The sequence below is a fragment of the Bradyrhizobium yuanmingense genome, assembly GCF_029167105.1.
Classification (GTDB): Bacteria; Pseudomonadota; Alphaproteobacteria; order Rhizobiales; family Xanthobacteraceae; genus Bradyrhizobium; species Bradyrhizobium yuanmingense_A.
In genome coordinates this window covers 36,060-58,710 of the sequence record NZ_JARFML010000016.1, presented here as the reverse complement: position 1 = coordinate 58,710, position 22,651 = coordinate 36,060, and the positions used below count along the sequence as shown (strand labels likewise).

The following is a 22,651-nucleotide window of genomic DNA, read 5'->3' as shown; positions in this document are numbered from 1 at the left end:
CAAACGCGGGATGGCTGCCAGTGCACTTAGTAAGGGCGTGAGGAATCGAGAGGCCGCATGACAACGTTGATAACGACCAAATACTTTAGAATTGACCACTTTTTGGCCCGTGGCTGACGTTAGCCCAGAGCGCAAGCGCGTCCGCTTCGGACGGGTAAGCGGAAGAAGTTATGCTGGCCACGAGGGCAGCCTTTGACCCTAAGCGGCCTTCGCGGCCGTGGCATCACTCTGGTTTCCCCAGTTTGGCCGGTACCTACGGGTAGGCGGCAGTCAAGCCCGTCAAAGTCCCACTAGCCTGACGCGGAATGTGATACGACACTCGCAGCGTGGTTTGTCGCGCAGTAGGCCAACATGGCTGACATCCCGACCACTCACTACGTCAAAAGCGATGACGTCCATATTGCCTATCAGGTGATTGGCGACGGCCCACGCGACCTGCTGTTCGTCCCCGGTTTTGTCTCCAATGTTGAAGCGCTTTGGCAATCGCCGGGCCGCGCCTATTTTTTCCGCAGGCTTGCAACGTTTGCGCGAGTCATCATTTTCGACAAGCGCGGCACCGGAATGTCTGATCGCGGTTCCCAGGTCTTCACACTTGAACAGCGGATGCACGATGTGCAGGCGGTGCTGGACAAAGTCGGTTCCCAGCGGGCCACCTTGTTTGGCGTATCCGAGGGCGGTCCGATGTCGCTGCTCTATGCCGCGACGTATCCCGAACGCACGTCCGCTCTGGTTCTTTGTGGCACTTATGCGCGACGCGCGTGGGCTCCTGACTACACATTCGGATGGACTGATGCGCAGTGGAGCACTTTCCTCGATGACATTGAGCACCACTGGGGCACGACAGATGCAATGAGTTTGCTGATGTGGGGGCCCAGCCTTGCCGGCAATACGCAGGCACTTGAGCAACTTGCTGCCTACTTCAGGGCCTCAGCAAGCCCAGGCGCGGCATCCGCGATCATGCGCATGAACCGGGAAATTGATGTCAGAAATATCCTCCCCGTCACGCGTGTACCGACCTTAATTTTGCATCGCACCGATGAGCGCGTCATCGACGTGAAGCATGCGCGCTACATGGCACAGATGATTCCTTCCGCCAAACTGATTGAGCTCAGTGGTCAGGACCATGTGGTCTGGGTCGGCAATCAGGACGCAATCCTTGATGAGGTCGAAGAATTCGTCACTGGGCATCGGCAGGCAGCCGAGCCGGATAGAGTGCTTGCGACTGTGCTGTTTGTCGACATTGCGGGATCGACGGAACGCGCCGCCATGCTCGGCGACGGCGCCTGGCACGTACTGCTCGACGCATTCTATGCCAAAGCGCGGGGCGTGCTCGGCCAGTATCGCGGGCGCGAAATCAACACCGCCGGCGACGGTTTCCTTGCTACGTTCGACGGACCTGCGCGCGCCGTACGTTGCGCCAGCGCAATCCGCGATGCGGTGCGCTCGCTCGATCTGAAGGTCCGTTGCGGTTTGCATACCGGTGAGTGCGAATTCGTCGCGCACGATATCGTTGGCATTGCCGTGCATATTGGCGCGCGCGTGGCGGCGCTAGCTGCGCCGGGTGAAGTTCTGGTCTCACAGACGGTTCGCGACCTCGTAGCAGGCTCCGGATTGACGTTTGAAGAGCGCGGCCGTCACACTCTCAAAGGCGTGCCTGACGAATGGCGTCTGTTCCGTGCGGTGATTACCTAGCCTGCTTTCACCCCGCCATGTGGTCAGAGCACCGAAGGACCGCTTTTGGGCGGACGTCCCTTGGTTGCCCGCCGATGTCCGCTGCTGAGGGCAAAGTTGATATAATCGTCCGGGGACGACACCGGGTGATTTGACTTCGCGCTTCAGCTCAACCAGAACTTCGGCGTCGCCGGCTCCAGCCTCCCGCCCATGCGCACCGGCGCAATCTTCAGCGCGAGCCCGGTCTTGTCATCCGTCTCCACAGCGACGCCGCTGAGCGTTGCCGCACCCGCCGCCGGCTCGAACCTGCCGGACGGAATCCCCGACGTGAACCTCCGCAGCGGCTCTTCCTTCTGCATGCCGATGATGGAATCGTAATCGCCGGTCATGCCGGCATCGGTCATATAGGCGGTGCCGCCCGAGAGGATCTGGTGGTCGGCGGTCGGCACATGGGTGTGCGTGCCGACGACGAGGCTGGCGCGGCCGTCGCAGAAGAAGCCGATGCCCTGCTTCTCGCTTGAAGCCTCGCAATGGAAGTCGACGACGATGGCGTCGGCGGCAACGCCGAGCGGACAGGCCCCTAGCTCGCGCTCGAGCGCGGCGAAGGGATCGTCGAACGGGGTCATGAAGACGCGGCCCAGCGCGTTGACGACGAGGGCGTGCTTGCCGTTCTTGGCCTCCACCAAGGCGGCGCCGCGGCCGGGCGTGCCGCGCGGATAGTTTGCGGGGCGCACCAGGCGGTCGGCGCGCTCGATGAAGACGAGGGCCTCGCGCTGGTCCCAGGAGTGATTGCCGAGCGTCACCGCATCGGCGCCGGCCTCGAGAAACTCCTGGTAGATCGCTTCCGTGATGCCGAAGCCGCCGGCCGAATTCTCGCCGTTGACCACGACGAGATCGAGCGACCAGTCCTTGACCATGCCGGGCAGATATTCGGCAATCGCTTCGCGCCCGCTGCGGCCGACGACATCACCCACGAAGAGAATGCGCAACTTCAGAACTCCGGAAATCGAACACGTCCGATTCCGTTAGCACATAATCCAGCGCCACGTCGTGGGATAGTGCCGGAACCGCCTCGATCTCCTGCGCCGCGAATGCGAGCCCGATGCCGACGATCTGCTTGGTTTTTCGCAAATGCGCAAAGGTGAAATCGTAATGCCCGGCGCCGTAGCCGATGCGATGGCCGAGGCGGTCGAAGGCGGCGAGCGGCGTCAGCATGATGTCGGGAATGACTTCGGCCGCAGCAGGCGACGGCTCGGGAATGCCGAGCGGGCCGAGCATGAGGCGGTCGTTCGGATGGAAGATGCGGAAGATCAGCGACTGGCCGCGCGCAGTGACGCAAGGCAGCGCCAGTCGCGCGCCCTGCTCCGCGAGCACCTTCAACAGCGGCATCGGATCGATCTCGCTGCGGATCGGCGAATACCCCGAGACGATGCTGCCGGGCAGCAGCTTGAACGGCAGGCCACGCTTGGCGAGCTTTGCGGCGGCCGCGATGCGTTTCTTCTCGCTCAGCGCGTCGCGCTTGGCGAGGGCCTTGGCACGGAGCTCGGCTTTGGTGTTGGGCATGTGCTTTGGTCCCCCACGTCATCACCCGCCTTGTGCGCCCCTTGCGCACTGGTGCGGGTGATCCAGTATTCCAGAGGCGGTGGTGATTCACACAAAGGCCGCGGCGTACTGGATTCCACGCTTCCGCGGGGAATGACGCCTACTGAATTGGCCGCGGTCGTTTCGACAGGCACAACCAAGCAAACAAAAGTGCGAAGCCGCGAACGCCGTTGAAGCACTCGATCCCGGAGTTCCCTACGAAAGTAGGTGGGCACCATATGTCCGAGCCCACGGGCCCGGCCAGGGACAGTTCCCTAAAGGATCGATAAGGCCCCGGGGATATATGGCTCCTGACGCACGTCGCAGCCTCGCCCGGGCAATGTAACAACGATGCTGACGAATCGCCAGTGCGGCGAATGTGCCGGGCTTCGGTGAGGGCTCTCACCTCTTGACGGTTCTCGCCCAGCGGAGACACGCTCTCCCCAACCCTCCCCCGCAAGCGGGGGAGGGAGCGCACTGGCCGCGTGGCTACTATCGAGCTTCAGCCGATCGCGATCCCATTCCCGACGGTGCGGTTCAGCACCTGCGTCGACTTCTCGATGCGTTCGGCGGCGGCGTTCAGCGCGTTGACCACGGCGGTCTGCGTCATGCGGGCGCGCTCGACGGCGGCGTTGCGGAAATCCCTGAGCTCGGTCAATTCCTGCTCCAGGGTGCGGACGCGGTTGCTGGTGTCGATCAGCTCATCACAGACGGTCAGCGCGGCCATGACGGTGAGGCGCGCATCGCCGATCTCGCCGAATTTTCCGCGCAGCGACTGGATGCGGGTCTCCAGCGTTTCGGCGAGCTTGAGCAGCCGCACCTCCTGGCCTTCCTCGCAGGCCATGCGGTATTGCCGGCCGTTGATGGTGACGTTGATGTGGCTCATCCGTCTTCTCCGGTATCGAGCACCGAGCGTATCGTGACGATCGCGGAATCCAGCCGGTCCGAAATCTCGCGATTGGTGCGCTCGAGCTTGCGTGCCTTCACCAGCGCGCCGTCGAGCTCGTCGGCCAGACGCGAGCGATCGGCGCCGAGCGCCTGGATTCGCGCCGCAAGCTCGTTCTCGTCGCGATCGGCGTCGCGCCGCCGCTCCACCGCACTTTCGAGCGCGTCGAGCGCCGCCATGAGTCTGCGGGTCGCAATCTCGATCTCGACGGCGGACGACTCCGTCATGGCGGAACTGTTGGATACGCGATCGTTCATGCAGTCAGCGGCGGAACCTGGCGGCCTTTGCCCAGTGGCCTTTCCCTGGAGCTTGCCGTCCGGCAAAAGACTCGGTTCGGCAAGCGGTTAGAAGCAGAAATTTACAAAGCAAGCTAGCCAAGCGCAACGCCGCCGCAAAACTATGCACCGATCAATCGGGACGACGTGCCCGCTGCGTCGATTCCGCCCGGCGCGATGCCAGCGGAAAACCGATGTCCACACAGGCAACTTTTGCGGCCAAACCAGCGTTCGATTGCCTTGGACTCCCGGAACCGAGGTGCTATCCCAGCGCCAACCTTCAGTGGCCGCCAGGCTTCTCCCCGCGCGGGCAACCATCGCCAAGCGCTTCATTTCAGACGGATTTCAGACATGACGCAGGTCGATCACACCCGTATGGCCAACGCGATCCGCGGCCTTTCGATGGACGCTGTCGAGAAGGCGAAATCGGGCCATCCCGGCCTGCCGATGGGCGCCGCCGACATCGCCACCGTGCTGTTCACGCAGTTCCTGAAATTCGATGCCGCCGCGCCCGCCTGGCCGGACCGCGACCGCTTCGTGCTCTCGGCCGGCCACGGCTCGATGCTGCTCTATTCGCTGCTGTATCTGACCGGCAATGCCGAGATGACGCTGGACCAGATCAAGCAGTTCCGCCAGGTCGACTCGCTCACCCCCGGCCACCCCGAGAACTTCCGCACCAGGGGCATCGAGACCACCACCGGCCCGCTCGGCCAGGGCATCTCGACTGCGGTCGGCATGGCGCTGGCCGAGAAGATGCTCGCCGCCGAATTCGGCAAGAAGATCGTCGACCACCACACCTATGTGCTCGCCTCCGACGGCGACCTGATGGAAGGCGTGTCGCAGGAAGCGATCGCGATGGCCGGGCACTGGAAGCTCAACAAGCTGATCGTGCTCTACGACGACAACGGCATCTCGATCGACGGCCCGACCTCGATCTCCGATTCCGTCGACCAGGTGAAGCGCTTCAAGTCGGCGGGCTGGGCCGCCGAGAAGATCGACGGCCACGACCAGGCCGCGATCGCCGATGCGATCACGCGCGCGAAGAAATCGGGCAAGCCCACGCTGATCGCCTGCCGCACCACCATCGGCTTCGGCGCGCCGCACAAGCAAGGCACATCGAAGGTGCACGGCGAAGCACTCGGCGCCGACGAGCTCAAGGCTGCCAAGGAAAATCTCGGCATTTCGCTCGAGCCGTTCGCGGTCGCCGACGACGTGCTGAAGGCATGGCGCGCTGCCGGCAGCCGCGGCGCCGCGGCGCGCCAGGAATGGGAAGCGCGACTCGGCGAGCTCGGCAGCCGCAAGCGCGCCGAGTTCGAGCGCCGCCTGCGTCACGAGCGTCCCGCTTCGCTCGCCAAGGCCGTGCGCGCTTACAAGAAGGAGCTGCTGGAAAAGCCGATGATTGCGGCCACCCGCAAATCCTCGGAAGCCGTGATCGAAGTCATCGCCGGCGCGATGCCGATGGAATTCCTCGCAGGCTCGGCCGATCTCACCGGCTCCAACAACAACAAGGCGAAGTCGGCGACCGCCTTCTCGGCCAAGACGCCGAAGGGCCGCTTCATCCATTACGGCATCCGCGAGCACGGCATGGCCGCCGCGATGAACGGCATTTTCCTGCACGGCGGCTTCGCGCCGAACGGCGCGACGTTTCTGGTGTTCACCGATTATGCGCGTCCGGCGATGCGCCTGGCCGCGCTGATGGGCGCCGGCGTCGTCTACGTGATGACCCACGATTCCATCGGTCTCGGCGAAGACGGCCCGACCCATCAGCCGGTCGAGCATCTCGCAGCGCTCAGAGCCATTCCCAACATGCGTGTGTTCCGTCCCTGCGATGCGATGGAAGTCGCTGAGTGCTGGGAGCTCGCGCTCAACCGCGTCGACGGCCCGACCGTGCTGGCGCTGACGCGGCAGAACCTGCCGCAGCTGCGGACCACGGCACCGAACGACAATCCTTGCGCGGCCGGTGCCTATGAACTGGTCGCCGCCCAGGGCGAAGCCAAGGCGACGCTGTTCGCCTCCGGCTCGGAGGTCGAGATCGCGGTCGCGGCCCAGAAGCAGCTCGCGGAACGCGGCGTCGCCTCGCGCGTTGTCTCCGTTCCCTCGCTCGAGCTGTTGTTAGCGCAACCAGAGGCTAAGCGCGCCGCCATCATCGGCAACGCGCCGGTGAAGATTGCGATCGAGGCTGCGGTGCGCTGGGGCTGGGATGCCGTGATCGGCCAGGATGGCGAATTCGTCGGCATGCATTCGTTCGGCGAAAGCGGCCCTGCCAAGGAGCTTTACAAGCATTTCGGCATTACCGCCGAGGCCGCGGTTAACGCTGTGCTGAAGCGCGTTTCCTGAGAGTTGAGCTTGCCGCAAAAAAGGACTACCTAATCTCCCATATGATCAAGCACCGCCCGGCCGAACCGGGCGTCCGCCCCTAAAAAACCCTCGCAGGCGCGTATAGCGCGTTGTGCGGGATGACAACGGTCATTGAAGGAGACGAAACATGGCAGTCCGCGTCGGAATTAACGGTTTTGGCCGCATCGGCCGCAACATCCTGCGGGCTATCGCCGAGTCCGGCCGCAAGGACATCGAGGTCGTCGGCATCAACGACCTCGGCCCGGTCGAGACCAACGCCCATCTCCTCCGCTTCGACAGCGTCCATGGCCGCTTTCCCGGCACCGTCACCGTCGACGGCGACACGATCAATCTCGGCGGCGGCAAGATCAAGGTGACCGCCGAGCGCGATCCCTCGAAGCTGCCCTGGAAGGATCTCGGCGTCGACATCGCGATGGAATGCACCGGCATCTTCACCTCGAAGGACAAGGCTAGCGCGCATCTGACCGCCGGCGCCAAGCGCGTGCTGGTCTCCGCGCCCGCCGACGGCGCCGATGCCACCATCGTCTACGGCGTCAACCACGAGACGCTGACCAAGGATCACCTCGTCGTCTCCAACGGCAGCTGCACCACCAACTGCCTCGCCCCGGTCGCCAAGGTGCTGAACGATCTCGTCGGCATCGAGACCGGCTTCATGACCACGATCCACGCCTATACCGGCGACCAGCCGACGCTCGATACGATGCACAAGGACCTCTACCGCGGCCGCGCCGCTGCGATGTCGATGATCCCGACCTCGACCGGCGCTGCGAAGGCGATCGGCCTCGTACTGCCCGAGCTGAAAGGCAAGCTCGACGGCGTCGCGATCCGCGTGCCGACCCCGAACGTCTCGGTGGTCGACCTCAAGATCGTCGCGAAGCGCTCAACCGATGCCAAGGAGATCAACGCGGCGATGAAGCGCGCCAGCGAGCAGCAGCTCAAGGGCATCCTCGGCTATACCAGCGCGCCCAACGTCTCCATCGACTTCAACCACGATCCGCACTCCTCGACCTTCCACGAGGACCAGACCAAGGTGCAGAACGGCACGCTGGTGCGCGTGATGTCCTGGTACGACAACGAGTGGGGCTTCTCGAACCGCATGGCGGACACCGCCGCCGCCATGGCGAAGGTGATCTGACGTCGCAGATCGTCATTCCGGGATGGTCCGAAGACCAGACCCGGAATCTCGAGTTTCCGGGTTCGGTGCTGCGCACCGCCCCGGAATGACCTCCCCGAGGCCCGGGACAAGAGAGCCCAGAAATGACCAACAAATTCCGCACCCTCGACGACGTCGACGTGAAGGGCAAGCGCGTGCTGCTGCGCGTCGACCTCAACGTGCCCATGGAGAACGGGCGCGTCACCGACGCCACCCGGCTCGAGCGCGTGGCGCCGACCATCACCGAGATCGCGGACAAGGGCGGCAAGGTCATCCTGCTCGCGCATTTCGGCCGGCCGAAGGGGCGCGACGCCAAGGACTCGCTCAAGCCCGTCGCGGAGGCGCTGGCGAAGGTGGTGAAGAAGCCCGTGGCATTTGCCGACGATTGCATCGGCGAGCCCGCGGCCAAAGCCGTTGCCGGCCTGAAGGACGGCGACATCCTGTGCCTGGAAAACACCCGCTTCCACAAGGAAGAGGAAAAGAACGATCCGGCCTTCGTGGCGGAATTGGCAAAGCTCGGCGACATCTGGGTCAATGACGCGTTCTCGGCCGCGCACCGCGCCCACGCCTCGACCGAAGGCCTCGGCCACAAGTTGCCGGCCTATGCCGGCCGCACCATGCAGGCCGAGCTGGACGCGCTGGAGAAGGCGCTGGGCTCGCCGAGCAAGCCGGTTATCGCCATCATCGGCGGCGCAAAAGTCTCGACCAAGATCGACCTGTTGGAAAACCTCGTCACCAAGGTCGACGCGCTCGTGATCGGCGGCGGCATGGCCAACACCTTCCTGCACGCGCAGGGCGTTGCGGTCGGCAAGTCGCTGGCCGAGAAGGATCTCGCCGCCACTGCGCTGCGCATCATGGAGAAGGCGGAAGCCGCCAATTGCGCCATCATCCTCCCGGTCGACGCCACCGTCGCCTATCACTTCGCCGCGAATGCGCCCTCGCACGCCTATGGGCTCGATGCGATCCCGGCCGACGGCATGATCCTCGACGTCGGCCCGCAATCGATCGCGCGCGTTCATGCCGCGATCGACGACGCGGCGACGCTGGTCTGGAACGGCCCCCTGGGCGCCTTCGAGATGCAGCCGTTCGACCGCGGCACGGTCGCGGCCGCCAAGCACGCCGCCGAGCGCACCAAGGCCAAGAAGCTGATCTCGATCGCGGGCGGCGGCGACACCGTCGCGGCGCTCAACCAGGCCCATGTGGCCAGTGACTTCACCTATGTGTCGACGGCCGGTGGCGCGTTCCTTGAATGGATGGAAGGCAAGCCCCTGCCCGGCGTTGAAGTTCTGCGTAGCAAGTAATCAAGCGGCCTTTCAAGTCAGCCTTGGAGGCCCCCAACGGGAGACAAAGACAGATGGCTCGGATCACGTTACGTCAATTGCTCGACCACGCGGCGGAGAACGATTACGGCGTACCGGCCTTCAACATCAACAATATGGAGCAGGCGCTGGCGATCATGGACGCGGCCAACCAGGTCGATGCGCCCGTCATCATCCAGGCCTCGCGCGGCGCGCGCTCCTACGCCAACGACGTCATGCTCAAGCACATGATGGACGCGGTGACCGAGATCTATCCGCACATTCCGGTCTGCGTGCATCTCGACCACGGCAACGAGCCGGCGACCTGCATGACCGCGATCCAGGCCGGCTTCACCTCGGTGATGATGGACGGCTCGCTCAAGGCCGACGGCAAGACCCCCGGGGACTGGGGCTACAATGTCGGCGTCACCAAGACCGTCACCGACATGGCCCATCTCGGCGGCATCTCCGTCGAGGGCGAGCTCGGGGTGCTCGGCTCGCTCGAAACCGGCATGGGCGACAAGGAAGACGGCCACGGCGCCGAAGGCAAGCTCAGCCACGACCAGCTCCTGACCAATCCGGACGAGGCCGTGAAGTTCGTGCAGGAGACCAAGGTCGACGCGCTCGCGATCGCGATGGGCACCTCGCACGGCGCTTACAAATTCACCCGCAAGCCCGACGGCGACATCCTCGCCATGAACGTGATCGAGGAGATCCACCGCAAGCTGCCGAACACCCATCTCGTCATGCACGGCTCCTCCTCGGTGCCGCAGGATTTGCAGGACATCATCAACGCCTATGGCGGCAAGATGAAGCCGACCTGGGGCGTGCCAGTGGCCGAGATCCAGCGCGGCATCAAGAACGGCGTGCGCAAGATCAACATCGACACCGACAACCGCATGGCGATGACCGGCCAGATCCGCAAGGTGCTGAAGGACAACCCGGAAGAGTTCGACCCGCGCAAGTACCTGAAGCCGGCGATGGAAGCCATGACCAAGCTGTGCAAGCAGCGGCTGCAGGAGTTCAACACCGCAGGCCAGGCCTCCAAGATCAAGAAGGTGCTGACCACCGCCGAGATGGCCAAGCGCTACGCCAAGGGCGAGCTCGATCCCCGCGTCGCGTAAGGCCTCCGTTACATCCTCCTGTCATTCCGGGACACGCGAAGCGTGGGCCCGGAATCCATAACCACAGCCTGGGGTTATGGATTCCGGGCCTGCGCCTTTCGGCGCATCCCGGAATGACAGAAGACCCTTTACCCTGCGACGAACGATAACTCGGCAATTGCCCGAGAACGGTCTATTTTCACGGGCAAGGGCAGAATCGTTTTGGGAGGACCTCTCGATGAATCTGACTGAGCTCAACAAAGTCGCGACCGCCATGGTCGCGCCGGGCAAGGGCATCCTTGCCGCCGACGAATCCTCCGGCACCATCAAGAAGCGCTTCGATGCCATCGGCGTGGAATCCACCGAAGAGAACCGCCGCGACTATCGCGAGATGCTGTTTCGCGCCAAGGACGCCATGAGCCAGTACATCTCCGGCGTGATCCTCTATGACGAGACGATCTGGCAGAATGCGAAGGACGGCACGCCGCTGGTGAAGCTGATCGAGCAGAGCGGCGCCATTCCCGGCATCAAGGTCGACGAAGGCACGCAGGGCTTGCCGATGTGCCCGGGTGAAACAGTCACGGTCGGGCTCGACAAGCTGGCCGAGCGCCTAAAGAAATATTACGAGCGCGGCGCGCGCTTTGCCAAATGGCGCGCGGTGATCGACATCGGCAGCGGCATTCCCTCGATGACGGCGATCAGCGTCAACGCCCACGCGCTGGCGCGCTATGCCGCGCTGTGCCAGGCCGCGCAGATCGTGCCGATCGTCGAGCCGGAGGTGCTGATGGACGGCGACCACGACATCGAGCGCTGCTATGAGGTGACGGAACGCGTGCTCAACAAGACCTTCCAGGAATTGCGCGTGCAGCGCGTGGCGCTGGAAGGCATGGTGCTGAAGCCGAACATGGCGATCGCCGGCAAGAAATGCGCAAAGCAGGCCTCGGTCGAGCAGGTCGCGGAGAAGACGATACGGCTGCTGAAGGCCTGCGTGCCGGCGGCGGTGCCCGGCATCGCCTTCCTGTCCGGCGGCCAGTCCGACGAGGAGGCGACCGCGCATCTCAACGCCATGCACAAGCTCGGTCCGCTGCCCTGGGGCCTGACCTTCTCCTACGGCCGCGCGCTGCAGGCCGCGCCGCAGAAGGCCTGGTCCGGGAGGCCTGAGAACGTCGCGGCCGGCCAGCGCGCCTTCAGTCATCGCGCCCGCATGAACGGCCTCGCCTCCAAGGGCGAATGGCAAAGCAGCCTGGAACAGAAGGCAGCCTAGACCTTGTCGAACAAACCGCCTCCGCCGCGCCCGGCGCCGCGTCTCTATCTCGCGACGCCCGTCGTCGATGATCCCGCGACGCTGGTCACCCAGCTGCCCGAGCTGATCGCGTCCGCCGACGTCGCCGCCGTGCTGCTGCGGCTGAAGGAGACCGATCAGCGCACCATGACCTCGCGCGTCAAGGCAATGGCGCCGCCGGTGCAGAAGGCGGGCGCGGCACTCCTCGTCGACGGCCACCCTGATATCGTCGCGCGCGGCGGCGCCGACGGCGCGCACCTGCCCGGCATCGCCGCGCTGAAGGAGGCGCTGCCGTCGCTCAAGCCCGATCGCATCGCCGGTGTCGGCGGGCTGACGACGCGGCACCATTCCATGGATGCGGGCGAGATGGGCGCGGATTACGTGCTGTTCGGCGAGCCCGATGCGAAAGGCCAGCGGCCGTCGTCGCAGGCGATCGCGGAGCGGCTGGACTGGTGGGCCGAGCTGTTCGAGCCGCCCTGCGTCGGCTTTGCCACCACGCTGGACGAGGCCTACGATTTCGCCGCCAGCGGCGCCGATTTCGTACTGGTCGGCGACTTCATCTGGGCCGATCCGCGCGGGCCCAAGGCCGCGCTGATCGAGGTCGATGCCGCGATCAAGAAGGCCCATGCGACGGTGCTGGCCGGCCAGGATCCTGCGGGCCAAAATCCTGCGAGTCAGGAGCACGGCCAGCGCCCGACATGAAGCTCCCGTGCATCACCATGCTGGCCACGCTGCTGCTGACAATGCCCGCGGCCGCGCAGCTGCAGATCACCCCGCCGGCGGCAACGCCGAGCGCACCGGCAGAGAAGCAGAAGCCAAAGCCGCCGGCGCCGGCCAAGAAGGACGCAGCGCCGGCGCCGAAGCCCTCTTCATCTCCCAAGCCGTCTCCCTCGCCAAAGCCGGCAACCGTGATCCCGGCGCCGCCGTCCGACGATCCCAACGTCGATCTCGTGTTCGGCGCCTATCAGCGCGGCCAATACAAAACGGCGTTCGAGCTCGCCACGGTGCGCGCACAAGCCGGCGATCCCAAGGCGATGACCATGCTCGGCGAGCTCTATTCCAACGCCATGGGCATCCGGCGCGATTACGTCAAGGCGGCCGAATGGTACAAGCGCGCCGCCGATGCCGGCGATCGCGAGGCGATGTTCGCACTCGCCATGCTGCGCATCTCCGGCCGCGGCGGCCCGGTCGACAAAAGCGAGGCGGTCAGGCTGATGGCCTCCGCCGCCAAGCTCGGCGAGCCCAAGGCGGCCTATAACCTCGCCCTGCTCTACCTGGACGGCCAGACGCTGCCGCAGGACGTCCGGCGTTCGGCGGAACTGTTGCGCCAGGCCGCCGATGCAGGCCTGCCCGAAGCGCAATACGCGCTCGCGACCTTCTACAAGGAAGGCACCGGCGTGCCGAAGGACCCCGAACGCGCGGTGCGGCTACTGCAGGCCGCCTCGCTCGCCGACAATGTCGATGCCGAGGTCGAATATGCCATCGCGATGTTCAACGGCACCGGCACGCCGAAGAACCAGCCGGCGGCTGTCGCCCTGCTTCGCAAGGCCTCCCGCCAGGGCAGCGCGATCGCGCAGAACCGGCTGGCCTGGGTGCTGATCAACGGCGTCGGCACGCCCGTGGACAAGATCGAGGGCTTCAAATGGCACCTTGTGGCCAAGACAGCCGGCAAGGGCGACCCCGAACTCGACAAGCAGCTCTCCGAGCTGCCGGCCGATGACCGCGCCAAGGCCGAGGCCGCCGCCAGGAAGTGGCTCGGGTCCAAATGACTTGACGCGGGCCCCCTCACGGGGCACCCAATCCCCAACAGGCGCGTTTCCGCGCCCCTCCCCCCGATCAAGACCAGAAGCACATGCTGTATTCCGCCACTATCAACGTCATGGTCAAGGCGGCGCGCCGCGCCGGCCGCAGCCTCAAGCGCGATCTCGGCGAGATCGAGCATCTGCAGGTCTCGCTGAAGGGACCCGCCAATTTCGTCTCGCTCGCCGACAAGCGCGCCGAGGAGATCCTCTACCAGGACCTCGCCAAGGCCCGGCCCGGCTACGGCTTCATCGGCGAGGAAGGCGGACAGCGCGAGGGCACCGACAAGAGCCACACCTGGATCGTCGATCCCTTGGACGGCACCACCAACTTCCTGCACGGCATCCCGCAATTCGCGATCTCGATCGGGCTCGCCCGCGAGGGCACCGTAATCGCGGGCGTGATCTACAATCCCGCCAATGACGAGCTCTACATCGCCGAGCGCGGGAAGGGCGCCTTCCTCAACGACCAGCGCCTGCGCGTCGCCGGCCGCCGCCAGCTCAGCGAATGCGTGGTGGCCTGCGGCCTGCCCCATATCGGCCGCGGCGACCACGAGGAATTTCGCCGCGAGATGACCGCGATCCAGGACCGCGTCGCGGGCCTCCGCCGTTTCGGCGCCGCCTCGCTCGACCTCGCCTTCGTCGCCGCCGGCCGGCTCGACGGCTATTGGGAGCGCGATCTGCAATCCTGGGACATCGCCGCCGGTATGCTGATGGTGCGCGAAGCCGGCGGCACCGTGAGCGATATCGCGACCCCGGGCGACCCGCTGGTCACGGGGCACGTCGTGTGCGGCAACGAGTACGTGCACGGGGAGCTCGTGAAGATCTTGCGGAAGCCGGCGTAAGCCGAGCTCGCACCCCCACATTCCGCCGTCATTCCGGGACGCGCCACTTGGCGCGGACCCGGAATCCATTTGTCAGCATCGACGGTGGCGCGATGGATTCTCAGATGCGCAATTGCGCATCATAGCTCGTGCTTCGCACGCTCCGGAATGACGGGTACGTCAGTGGCCTGTGTGCGCCCGCGCCGGCCGGCCGTGCGCTTCAGCTTCCTTCGCCGTCGGCTCCCTGTCCCCGCCCAGCACGCGCTGCACCGAGACGAAGAACACCGGCACCATCAAGAGCGCCAGGATCACCACCGCGATCATGCCGCCCATCACCACGCTGCCGAGCGCCTGCTGACTGGCGCCGCCGGCGCCATGGGCGATGGCCATCGGCAGCACGCCGCAGATGAAGGCAAGGCCCGTCATCAGGATCGGGCGGAAGCGCAGGCGGCAGGCTTCGATGGTGGCTTCGACCAGCGGCTTGCCTTCTTTCCGCAAGTCTTTCGCGAACTCGATGATCAGGATCGCGTCCTTTGCGGCCAGGCCGATGATCGTGATCAGGCCGACGGTGAAGTAGACGTCGTTGGGCAGGCCGCGCAGCATAGCGGCAGCGACCGCGCCGACGATGCCGAGCGGCACGGTGAGCAGCACCGCGAGCGGAATGGTCCAGCTCTCGTAGAGCGCGGCGAGGCACAGGAACACCACGAACACCGACAGGGCGAGCAGGAACGGCGCCTGCGAGCCCGACAGCTTTTCCTGCAGCGACTGTCCGGTCCATTCATAGCCGAAGCCGCGCGGCAATCGGTCGGCGAGCCGCTCCATCTCGGCGATCGCATCGCCCGAGGTGAAGCCGGGCCTGGCCTCGCCGGAGATGCGCACCGCCGGATAATAGTTGAAGCCGGCGATCTGCGTCGGGCCGCGCGCCCATTCGATCGTGGTGAAGGACGAGAACGGCACCAGCTGGCCGCGGCTGTTCTTGACGTTGTAGTTGAGGATGTCCTCGGCCCGCATGCGGTCGCGCGCGTCCGCCTGCACCACGACGCGCTGCATGCGGCCGCGGTTCGGGAAGTCGTTGATGTAGTTCGAGCCGAGATTGGTCGAGATGGTGTTGTTGATGTCCTCGAAGGTGACGCCGAACGCGCCGGCCTTCTCGCGGTCGATCATGAGATTGACCACGCCCGCCTCGGGCAGGCCTTCGATATAGACCTTCTGCAGCACCGGGCTGGCATTGGCCTCCGCGATCAGCTGGTCGGCGGCGCGCATCAATTGCTGATAGCCCTTCTGGCCGCGATCCTGGAGGCGAAACGAGAAGCCGGACGAGTTGCCGAGATTGTCGATCGGCGGCGGCTGCAGCGCCGAGATTTTTGCGTCGCGGATCGACGAGCCCAGGTCGCGGTTGACGTCGTTGACGATCGCGGCAGCGGAGTCCTTCGGCCCGCGCTCCGACCAGTCCTTCAGCGTGATGAAGGCCTGGGCGGTGTTCATGCCCTGACCGGAGAAGCTGAAGCCGGTGAGGAAGGTGACGTTGTCGACGCCCGGCCGCGCGGCGAGATATTTTTCGACCTTCTCGATCACGGCCTCGGTGCGGGCATAGGACGAATCCGACGGCGTCTGCACGTCGGTGGTGATGAAGCCCTGGTCGTCGACGGGCAGGAAGCCGCCGGGCAGGTTGACAAAGGCCCAGGACAGGCCGACCAGCAGCGCGGCATAGACCAGCATCAAGCGGCCGGTGCGATTCAGCGAAAAGCCGACGGTGCGCGAATAGCGTTCCTTGACGCCTTCGAGCATGCGGTTGAACCAGCCGAACACGAAGTTGGTCGAATGACCGTGCCCCTTTGCCACAGGCTTCAACAGCGTCGCGCACAGCGCCGGCGTCAACGACAGCGCCAGGAAGGCGGAGAAGCCGATCGCGGCGACCATGGTGACGGAGAACTGGCGGTAGATGATGCCGACCGAGCCCGGGAAGAACGCCATCGGCACGAACACCGCCATCAGCACCAGCGTGATGCCGATGATGGCGCCGGTGATCTGCGACATGGCTTTCCGCGTCGCTTCCTTCGGCGGCAGGCCTTCCTCGGCCATGATGCGCTCGACGTTCTCGACCACGACGATGGCGTCGTCGACGAGGATGCCGACCGCGAGCACCATGCCGAACATCGAGAGCATGTTGATGGAATAGCCGGCGAGCAGCAGCGTGGAGCAGGCGCCCAGCAGCGCCACCGGGACCACGATGGTCGGAATGATGGTGTAGCGGATGTTCTGCAGGAACAAGAACATCACCACGAACACCAGCACCACGGCTTCGACCAGCGTCGTCAGCACCTTCTCGATCGAGGCCTCGACCACGGGCGTGATGTTGTAGGGGATTTCGTAGGTGATGTTGCCCGGGAAGAAGCGTGACAGCTCCTTCATCTTGGCTTCGACCGCGCTCGCGGTCGCCAGCGCATTGCCGGTCGGCGACATCAGCACCGACAGGCCCGCCGTCGGCTTGCCGTCGAGGCGCGTGTTGAACTGATAGCTGAGGCCGCCGACCTCGACGCGCGCGACGTCGCGCAGGCGCACGGTCGAGCCGTCGGCATTGGCGCGCAGGATGATGGCGCCGAACTCGTCCGGCGAGGAGAGCTGACCCTTGACCAGCACCAGTGCCGAGGTGCGCTGGTTCGAGGTCGACGGCTCGGCGCCGATGCTGCCGGAAGCGACCTGCGCGTTCTGCGCGGTGATGGCCTTGTTGACGTCGTCGGCGGTCAGACCATAGCCGACCAGCTTGGCCGGATCGACCCAGACACGAAGCGAGCGCTCGGTCGAGTACAGCGTGGCGCGGCCGACGCCGGGAATGCGGCGGATCTCGCCGAGCACGTTGCGGATCATGAAGTCGCCGAGGCCGACTTCATCCAGGCTGCCGTCGGTCGAGTTCAGCGTGATGATTTGAAGCACTGCGCTCGAGGCTTCCTCGATCAGGATGCCCTGCTGCATCACCGCGCGCGGCAGGCGCGCCTCGACGCGCTTGATGCGGTTCTGGACCTCGACCGAGGCGGCGCTGGTGTCGGTGCCCGGCTGGAAGTTGGCGATGATCTCGACCTGGCCGAGCGAGTCGCTGGTCGATTCGAAATTGAGGATGTTGGCGGCGCCGTTGAGCTCCTCCTCGATCAGCCGCGTGACGCTGTTGTAGAGGTTTTCCGGCGAGGCGCCGGGATAGCTGGTCGAGACCGAGATCGAGGGCGGCGCGATGATCGGATATTGCGCGATCGGCAGCAGCGGCACCGCGATCGCTCCGATCAAGCAAATGAACAGTGCGACCACCCAGGCGAAGATCGGCCTGTCGATGAAGAAACTCGGCATTGGCCGTTCTATCCTCGTTGTTCCGTTAGACCCTCATGACGAGGAGCGCGGAACGCGCGCTCCGGACGATGCTGCGCATCGCCGCGAGAACCATGAAGGCCCGGCTCTCTCCCGCGGCCATCCTTCGAGACGCCCGCTTCCAGCGGGCTCCTCAGGTTAAGGACGACACGTGCTGCGCGGAGCGTTACCGCGTGAGCTGCTGAGCGTGCCGGTTGTCTGCGGTCGCGTCCGCCTCCGACCAGGATTGCGGCTTGACCTTGTCGCCGGCCGCGAATTTCTGGAAGCCTTCGACCACGACCTTGTCGCCGGACTTCAGGCCTTCGGTGACGAACCAGAGGCCGTCCTGCACCGAGCCGGTGCGCACCGGCTGCACCGCGATGTGATTGTCGTCCTTGACGACGAACACCTCGCTGCCGCCGCCGCCGTTGCGCTGGATCGCCTGCTGCGGCACCGCGATCGCGTCGGAATCGAGACCCTGGTCGATGCGGACCCGGACATACATGCCCGGGAGCAGCTCGCGCTTGGGATTGGGGAACTCGCCGCGCAACGTCACCTGCCCGGTATGGGCGTCGACCTTGGCGTCGGAGAACAGCAGCTTGCCGTCGAGCGAATAGATGGTGTTGTCGTCGAGCACGAGGCGCACCTTGGCGGCATCGGCGGCGATGCGATCGAGGTCGCCGGTCTCGAAGGCGCGGCGGAGCTGGTTGAGCTCGGTCACCGACTGGGTGAAGTCGGCATAGATCGGATCGAGCTGCTGGATGGTGGCGAGATTGGTCTCGTTCTGCACGGCGAGCGCGCCCTCGCTGACGAGGGCCGCGCCGACCACGCCATCGATCGGCGCGCGCACGGTAGCGTAGTCGAGATTGAGCCTGGCCCGCGCGAGCTCGGCCTTGCGGCCCTCGACCTCGGCATGGGCCTGACGTTCGGCCGCAATCGCCTTCTCGTTCTCGGCTTCGGGGGCGGCGCGATCCCTGGTCAGGGTGGCGATACGATGCGCCTGCTGCTTGGCCTGCGCCAATGCCGCTTCGGCCTTGGCCAGCGCGGCCTCGTTGGCCATGACCTCGACCTCGAACGGGCGCGGATCGATGCGGTAGAGCGGATCGCCGGCCCTGACCTCGCTGCCCTGGCGGAACAGGCGCTCGACCACGATGCCGGACACGCGCGGCCGGACGTCGGAGACTCGGGTCGGGGCGATGCGGCCCGGCAGCTCGCGCACCACGGCGCGCGGCTGCGGCTTGACGATAACGATGCTGACGTCAGGGGCAGGCGGTTGGGCGGCGGACACCGCGGAACTGGATTCCTCGCAAGCACCCAGCAGCGGCGCAAGGGCCGCGAGCATCATTGCAACGCATGCCGATCGCGCTCGAAGTCCAAACATGAAATGGGATGCCCCGATTGTTGACACTGATCATGCTCGCGCGAAGCCCGTTCTGGGCCTTTTGCACGCGGCTGATGCCGCCAAGATAGAATGCATCTGCTGCGATGCAACGCATGGCGCGGGCGGCTCATTGTCACACAGCCTATCATATTGAAATCAGAAGGCTTTTGTGGTGTCACTTGATTGTGAATCGAGGTTCCACCGGCGCGTGCTGCGGCCGAACATCGCAATCACTCGGCGGCCTTCATCCGGTAATGGCTGACGCCCCATTCCGTTCCGTCGGCATAACCGAACAGGCCCGAGGTCGCGAGCAGGAACCAGCGCCAGCGACGCATCCAGAGCGCGGTCTCCTCGCCGTGGACCCGGTGCAAGGAGGCTTCGATGGCCTCGCGATGGGCATCGAAATTGGCCAGCCAGTCGTTGGCGGTGCGTTGGTAGTGCGTGCCGCTCCAGCACCATTCCTTCTCGATGGCAAAGATATCGTCGAACTGCCTGACGAGGTGATGGCTCGGCATCAGCCCGCCCGTGTAGACGTATTGCGCGATCCAGTCGCCACGATCGGCCGGATCAGGCAGATGCGAGCCGGACCGGTGGGTGACGACGTGCATGAAGAACCGCCCCTCCGGCGCGAGCCATGACCGCGCGCGCGTCATCAGCTTGCGCCAGTTGCTCATCTGCTCGAACAGCTCGACCGAGACGATGCGGTCGAACTGGCCCTCGGGCGCGAACACGTTCATGTCGGCCGTGACCACGCGCAGATTCAGCAGCCCGCGCAGCCGCGCCTCCTCCTCGACGTAAGCGCGCTGCGCCTGCGAGGCCGCGACCGCCGTCACGGTCGCGCGCGGAAACTGCCGCGCCATCCACAGCGACAGCGAGCCCCAGCCACAGCCGAGCTCCAGGATGGCCTGGCCGTCGGCCAGGCCGGCATGCTCGACGGTCTGGCGCAGCGCCTCCTCCTCCGCCTCCCGCAAGGTGGTCGCGTCGGTCTTGTAGAAGCAGGAGGAGAATTTACGGTTGGGGCCGAGAAAGTCGGCGAAGAAGGATGCAGGCGCCGCGTCAAACCCCGCTGCTGCGCCCTCGGCGATCGGCCGCAGCATCATTCGCCCGGCGAAGGCGGCATCGTCGCCGGGGCCCAGCCCGGACAGGCGCGTCGCCATGCGGGAGCACAGGCGCTGGATCGCGGTGCGGATCACCACGTCCGGCAGCGGCACGCGCTCGGCAGTCCCGATGATCGCGGAAACGACGCTCATGCGCCCCCCGAATAGCGAACTTCTGCAGAGACCTGCGTATCAAAGCGCCGCTTCCGGTCCGGGTTCCCCGAGGTGTCCCCGAAATCGGCTCATCCGGCGCTTTTTTTGGGCCGGCGCTGTGCCATAGTGCGCGCCGCAAGCAAGCTTTACGTAACGGATGATACCGGCATGCGGTCTGGCACTTCCCGATCCACCATGGACATCGAGTACACCAAACTGTCCTCGCCCAGCGTCTTCCTGGTGCGGATGCTGGTCTTCCTGGTGCTGTGCACGCTGGTGAGCGTGGTGCTCTACAAGCAGATCGTCCAGGCCTTCTTCGCCAATCCCGGGCTCAACGCCCTGATCGGGGGGGTGCTGTTCATCGGCATCATCCTGGCCTTCCGCCAGGTCATCCGGCTCTATCCCGAAGTCTCCTGGGTCAACAATTTCCGCGTCGCCGATCCCGGCCTGGCGCCGGCCCGCCACCCCAAGCTGCTGGCGCCGATGGCGGCGATCCTCGGCGGGGAGCGCTCGGGGCGGATGACCATCACCCAGACCACGATGCGGCACCTGCTCGATTCGATCGCGACCCGCCTGGACGAGGCCCGCGACATCTCCCGCTACATGACCGGCCTCTTGGTCTTCCTCGGCCTGCTCGGCACCTTCTGGGGCCTGATCGAGACGGTGGGCTCGGTGGGCAAGGTGATCGACGGGCTCAAGGTCGGGAGCGATTCCGGGGCGCTGTTCGACACGCTGAAGGAAGGCCTCGCCGCCCCGCTCGGCGGCATGGGCATCTCCTTCTCCAGCTCGCTGTTCGGCCTCGCCGGCTCGCTGATCCTCGGCTTCCTCGATCTGCAATCGAGCCAGGCGCAGAACCGCTTCTACACCGATCTCGAAGACTGGCTCGCCACCACCGTGCGCGAATATGGCAACGGCGAGGCGCCTGTCGCTTCAGGTGGCGGCGTCGCCAGCGGCGAGCTTCAGGCGGCGGTCGAGCGCTTGCGTTCGGTGCTCGAGGAAGGCAGCGCCGGCCGCGGCACCACGGCGGCGATGGCGAGCCTGGCCGAAGCGATCCAGGCGCTGGTCTCGCACATGCGCACCGAGCAGCAGATGATCCGCGAATGGGCCGACGGCCAGGGCGAGCAGAACCGCGAGATCCGCCGCCTGCTGGAGCGGATCGCGCGCCAGCCCGAGAAGAGTTGAGACGGTGTTGTGCCCGGGACGCGACGCAGCATGAAATGATGCATCGCTGAGCCGGGGCCCAGCGTCAGGGACAAGATGGATCCCGGCTCTGCGCAGCAGCGTTGCACGCTGCTAGCCGCGTCCGGGACACAAGAGTGGAGACGGATGACATGGCTCTTGCCCGCGCCCGCCGCAGCGAAGGCGGTCTCAACTACTGGCCCGGCTTCGTCGACGCGCTGTCGACGCTGGTGCTGTCAATCGTGTTCCTGCTGTCGGTATTCCTGGTCGTGCAGTTCTTTCTCTCACAGGAGGTCACCGGCAAGGACAAGGCGCTGGAGCAGCTCAATGCCAAGATCGCCCAGCTCAACGAGCTGTTGTCGCTGGAGAAGCTCGGCAAGCTCACCCTGGACGACCAGGTCTCGTCGCTGAAAGCGGGGCTCGCCTCGGCCGAGTCCGAGCGCGACCGCATCAAGGGTCTCTATGACGGCTTGGCGGCCGCCGGCAACGATGCGCAAGGCAAGACCGCCGAGCTCGGCAAGGCATTGGACTCGGAGAAGGCGGTCTCGGCGCGGGCGCTGGCGCAGATCGAGGTGCTGAACCAGCAGATCAGCGCGCTGCGCCGGCAGTTGGCCGCGCTGGAGGAGGCGCTCGATGCCTCCGAGAAGCGCGACAAGGAATCGCAGAACCGCATCGCCGACCTCGGCTCCCGCCTGAACGTGGCACTGGCGCAGCGCGTGCAGGAATTGTCGCGCTACCGCTCGGAATTCTTCGGCCGGCTGCGCGCCATCCTCGGCAACCGCCCCGACATCCGCATCGTCGGCGACCGCTTCGTGTTCCAGTCCGAAGTGTTCTTCGACACCGGCCAGGCGGTGCTGCTGCCCGAGGGCCGTGCCGAGCTCGACACCTTGGCAGCGGCGCTGATCGAGCTCGACAAGAAGATCCCGAGCGACATCCCCTGGGTGCTGCGCGTCGACGGCCATACCGACGTGCGGCCGGTGAGCGGCGCGAACTTCAAGTCGAACTGGGACCTGTCCGCGGCGCGCTCGATCTCAGTGGTGCAATATCTGGTCTCGCTCGGCGTGCCCGCCCAGCGCCTCGTCGCGGCCGGCTTCGGCGAATTCCAGCCGCTCGATACCGGCAACACGGACGAAGCCTACAAGCGCAATCGCCGCATCGAGCTGAAGCTGACGGAGCGGTAGTGGTGAGGGATGCACAGCTCGTCATTGCCGGGCT

The 22,651-nt window shown here is 65.5% G+C and carries 18 protein-coding genes and 1 other RNA gene; 11 read left to right on the top strand and 8 right to left on the bottom strand.

Annotated features, from left to right (window positions below; all coding sequences use genetic code 11):
• Positions 1-351: 351 nt before the first annotated feature.
• Positions 352-1,692, top strand: a complete 1,341-nt coding sequence (locus P0R31_RS21625) for an adenylate/guanylate cyclase domain-containing protein (RefSeq protein WP_275516152.1) — start codon at positions 352-354, stop codon at positions 1,690-1,692.
• Between the two features lie 143 nt (positions 1,693-1,835).
• Here P0R31_RS21625 and P0R31_RS21620 read toward each other — a convergent pair whose 3' ends face one another.
• The 5 genes from P0R31_RS21620 to P0R31_RS21600 form a co-directional block, all read right to left on the bottom strand.
• Complete coding sequence (locus P0R31_RS21620; protein ID WP_275516151.1) at positions 1,836-2,660, bottom strand: TIGR00282 family metallophosphoesterase; 825 nt, start codon at positions 2,658-2,660, stop codon at positions 1,836-1,838.
• Positions 2,638-3,234: a 5-formyltetrahydrofolate cyclo-ligase gene (locus P0R31_RS21615; protein ID WP_275516149.1), complete on the bottom strand. Its 597-nt coding sequence runs from the start codon at positions 3,232-3,234 to the stop codon at positions 2,638-2,640. Before P0R31_RS21615 ends, P0R31_RS21620 begins: the two co-directional genes overlap by 23 nt.
• A 190-nt stretch (positions 3,235-3,424) precedes the next feature.
• Positions 3,425-3,585, bottom strand: a non-coding RNA gene (gene ssrS, locus P0R31_RS21610) — 6S RNA.
• A 169-nt stretch (positions 3,586-3,754) separates the two neighbouring features.
• Entirely contained in the window at positions 3,755-4,138 is a 384-nt protein-coding gene (locus P0R31_RS21605) for a cell division protein ZapA (protein ID WP_061025095.1), read from the bottom strand.
• Positions 4,135-4,455: a DUF4164 domain-containing protein gene (locus P0R31_RS21600; protein ID WP_020608063.1), complete on the bottom strand. Its 321-nt coding sequence runs from the start codon at positions 4,453-4,455 to the stop codon at positions 4,135-4,137. The genes P0R31_RS21605 and P0R31_RS21600 overlap by 4 nt, the downstream gene beginning before the upstream one ends.
• Positions 4,456-4,824: 369 nt before the next feature.
• On the opposite strand from P0R31_RS21600, the gene tkt reads away from it, so the two are divergent.
• The 8 genes from tkt (at position 4,825) to P0R31_RS21560 (ending at position 14,311) form a co-directional block, all read left to right on the top strand.
• Entirely contained in the window at positions 4,825-6,810 is a 1,986-nt protein-coding gene (gene tkt, locus P0R31_RS21595; protein WP_275516146.1) for a transketolase, read from the top strand.
• 148 nt (positions 6,811-6,958) lie between these two features.
• Positions 6,959-7,966 (top strand): type I glyceraldehyde-3-phosphate dehydrogenase, encoded by a 1,008-nt coding sequence (gene gap, locus P0R31_RS21590; RefSeq protein ID WP_275516145.1) that lies wholly within the window; start codon positions 6,959-6,961, stop codon positions 7,964-7,966.
• A gap of 122 nt (positions 7,967-8,088) precedes the next feature.
• The gene (locus P0R31_RS21585; protein ID WP_275516144.1) at positions 8,089-9,285 is read left to right on the top strand and encodes a phosphoglycerate kinase; all 1,197 of its coding nucleotides are present in this window, start codon (positions 8,089-8,091) and stop codon (positions 9,283-9,285) included.
• A 53-nt stretch (positions 9,286-9,338) separates the two neighbouring features.
• Positions 9,339-10,406 (top strand): class II fructose-bisphosphate aldolase, encoded by a 1,068-nt coding sequence (gene fba, locus P0R31_RS21580; protein ID WP_035998315.1) that lies wholly within the window; start codon positions 9,339-9,341, stop codon positions 10,404-10,406.
• A gap of 217 nt (positions 10,407-10,623) precedes the next feature.
• Complete coding sequence (locus P0R31_RS21575; RefSeq protein ID WP_275516143.1) at positions 10,624-11,649, top strand: class I fructose-bisphosphate aldolase; 1,026 nt, start codon at positions 10,624-10,626, stop codon at positions 11,647-11,649.
• A 3-nt stretch (positions 11,650-11,652) separates the two neighbouring features.
• Positions 11,653-12,369 carry a thiamine phosphate synthase gene (locus P0R31_RS21570; RefSeq protein WP_275516142.1) on the top strand — a complete coding sequence of 239 codons (717 nt, stop codon included), beginning with the start codon at positions 11,653-11,655 and terminating at the stop codon, positions 12,367-12,369.
• Positions 12,366-13,436, top strand: a complete 1,071-nt coding sequence (locus tag P0R31_RS21565) for a tetratricopeptide repeat protein (RefSeq protein WP_275516141.1) — start codon at positions 12,366-12,368, stop codon at positions 13,434-13,436. Before P0R31_RS21570 ends, P0R31_RS21565 begins: the two co-directional genes overlap by 4 nt.
• Positions 13,437-13,519: 83 nt before the next feature.
• Positions 13,520-14,311: an inositol monophosphatase family protein gene (locus tag P0R31_RS21560; RefSeq protein ID WP_275516140.1), complete on the top strand. Its 792-nt coding sequence runs from the start codon at positions 13,520-13,522 to the stop codon at positions 14,309-14,311.
• 159 nt (positions 14,312-14,470) lie between these two features.
• On the opposite strand, the gene P0R31_RS21555 is transcribed toward P0R31_RS21560, so the two are convergent.
• The 3 genes from P0R31_RS21555 to P0R31_RS21545 all read right to left on the bottom strand — a co-directional run bounded on the left by P0R31_RS21555 (position 14,471) and on the right by P0R31_RS21545 (position 20,257).
• Positions 14,471-17,629, bottom strand: a complete 3,159-nt coding sequence (locus tag P0R31_RS21555; RefSeq protein WP_275516139.1) for a multidrug efflux RND transporter permease subunit — start codon at positions 17,627-17,629, stop codon at positions 14,471-14,473.
• 184 nt (positions 17,630-17,813) lie between these two features.
• Positions 17,814-19,007 (bottom strand): efflux RND transporter periplasmic adaptor subunit, encoded by a 1,194-nt coding sequence (locus P0R31_RS21550; RefSeq protein ID WP_430516853.1) that lies wholly within the window; start codon positions 19,005-19,007, stop codon positions 17,814-17,816.
• Between the two features lie 230 nt (positions 19,008-19,237).
• Positions 19,238-20,257, bottom strand: coding sequence for an SAM-dependent methyltransferase (locus P0R31_RS21545; RefSeq protein ID WP_275516137.1), 1,020 nt, complete (start codon positions 20,255-20,257; stop codon positions 19,238-19,240).
• A 168-nt stretch (positions 20,258-20,425) separates the two neighbouring features.
• Here P0R31_RS21545 and P0R31_RS21540 point away from each other — a divergent pair, with 168 nt between their 5' ends.
• A complete protein-coding gene (locus P0R31_RS21540; protein WP_157283737.1) occupies positions 20,426-21,439 on the top strand; it encodes a flagellar motor protein MotA in 1,014 nt (337 codons plus the stop codon).
• A gap of 149 nt (positions 21,440-21,588) precedes the next feature.
• Positions 21,589-22,617, top strand: a complete 1,029-nt coding sequence (locus P0R31_RS21535) for a peptidoglycan -binding protein (protein WP_275516135.1) — start codon at positions 21,589-21,591, stop codon at positions 22,615-22,617.
• The last annotated feature ends 34 nt before the right edge of the window (positions 22,618-22,651 follow it).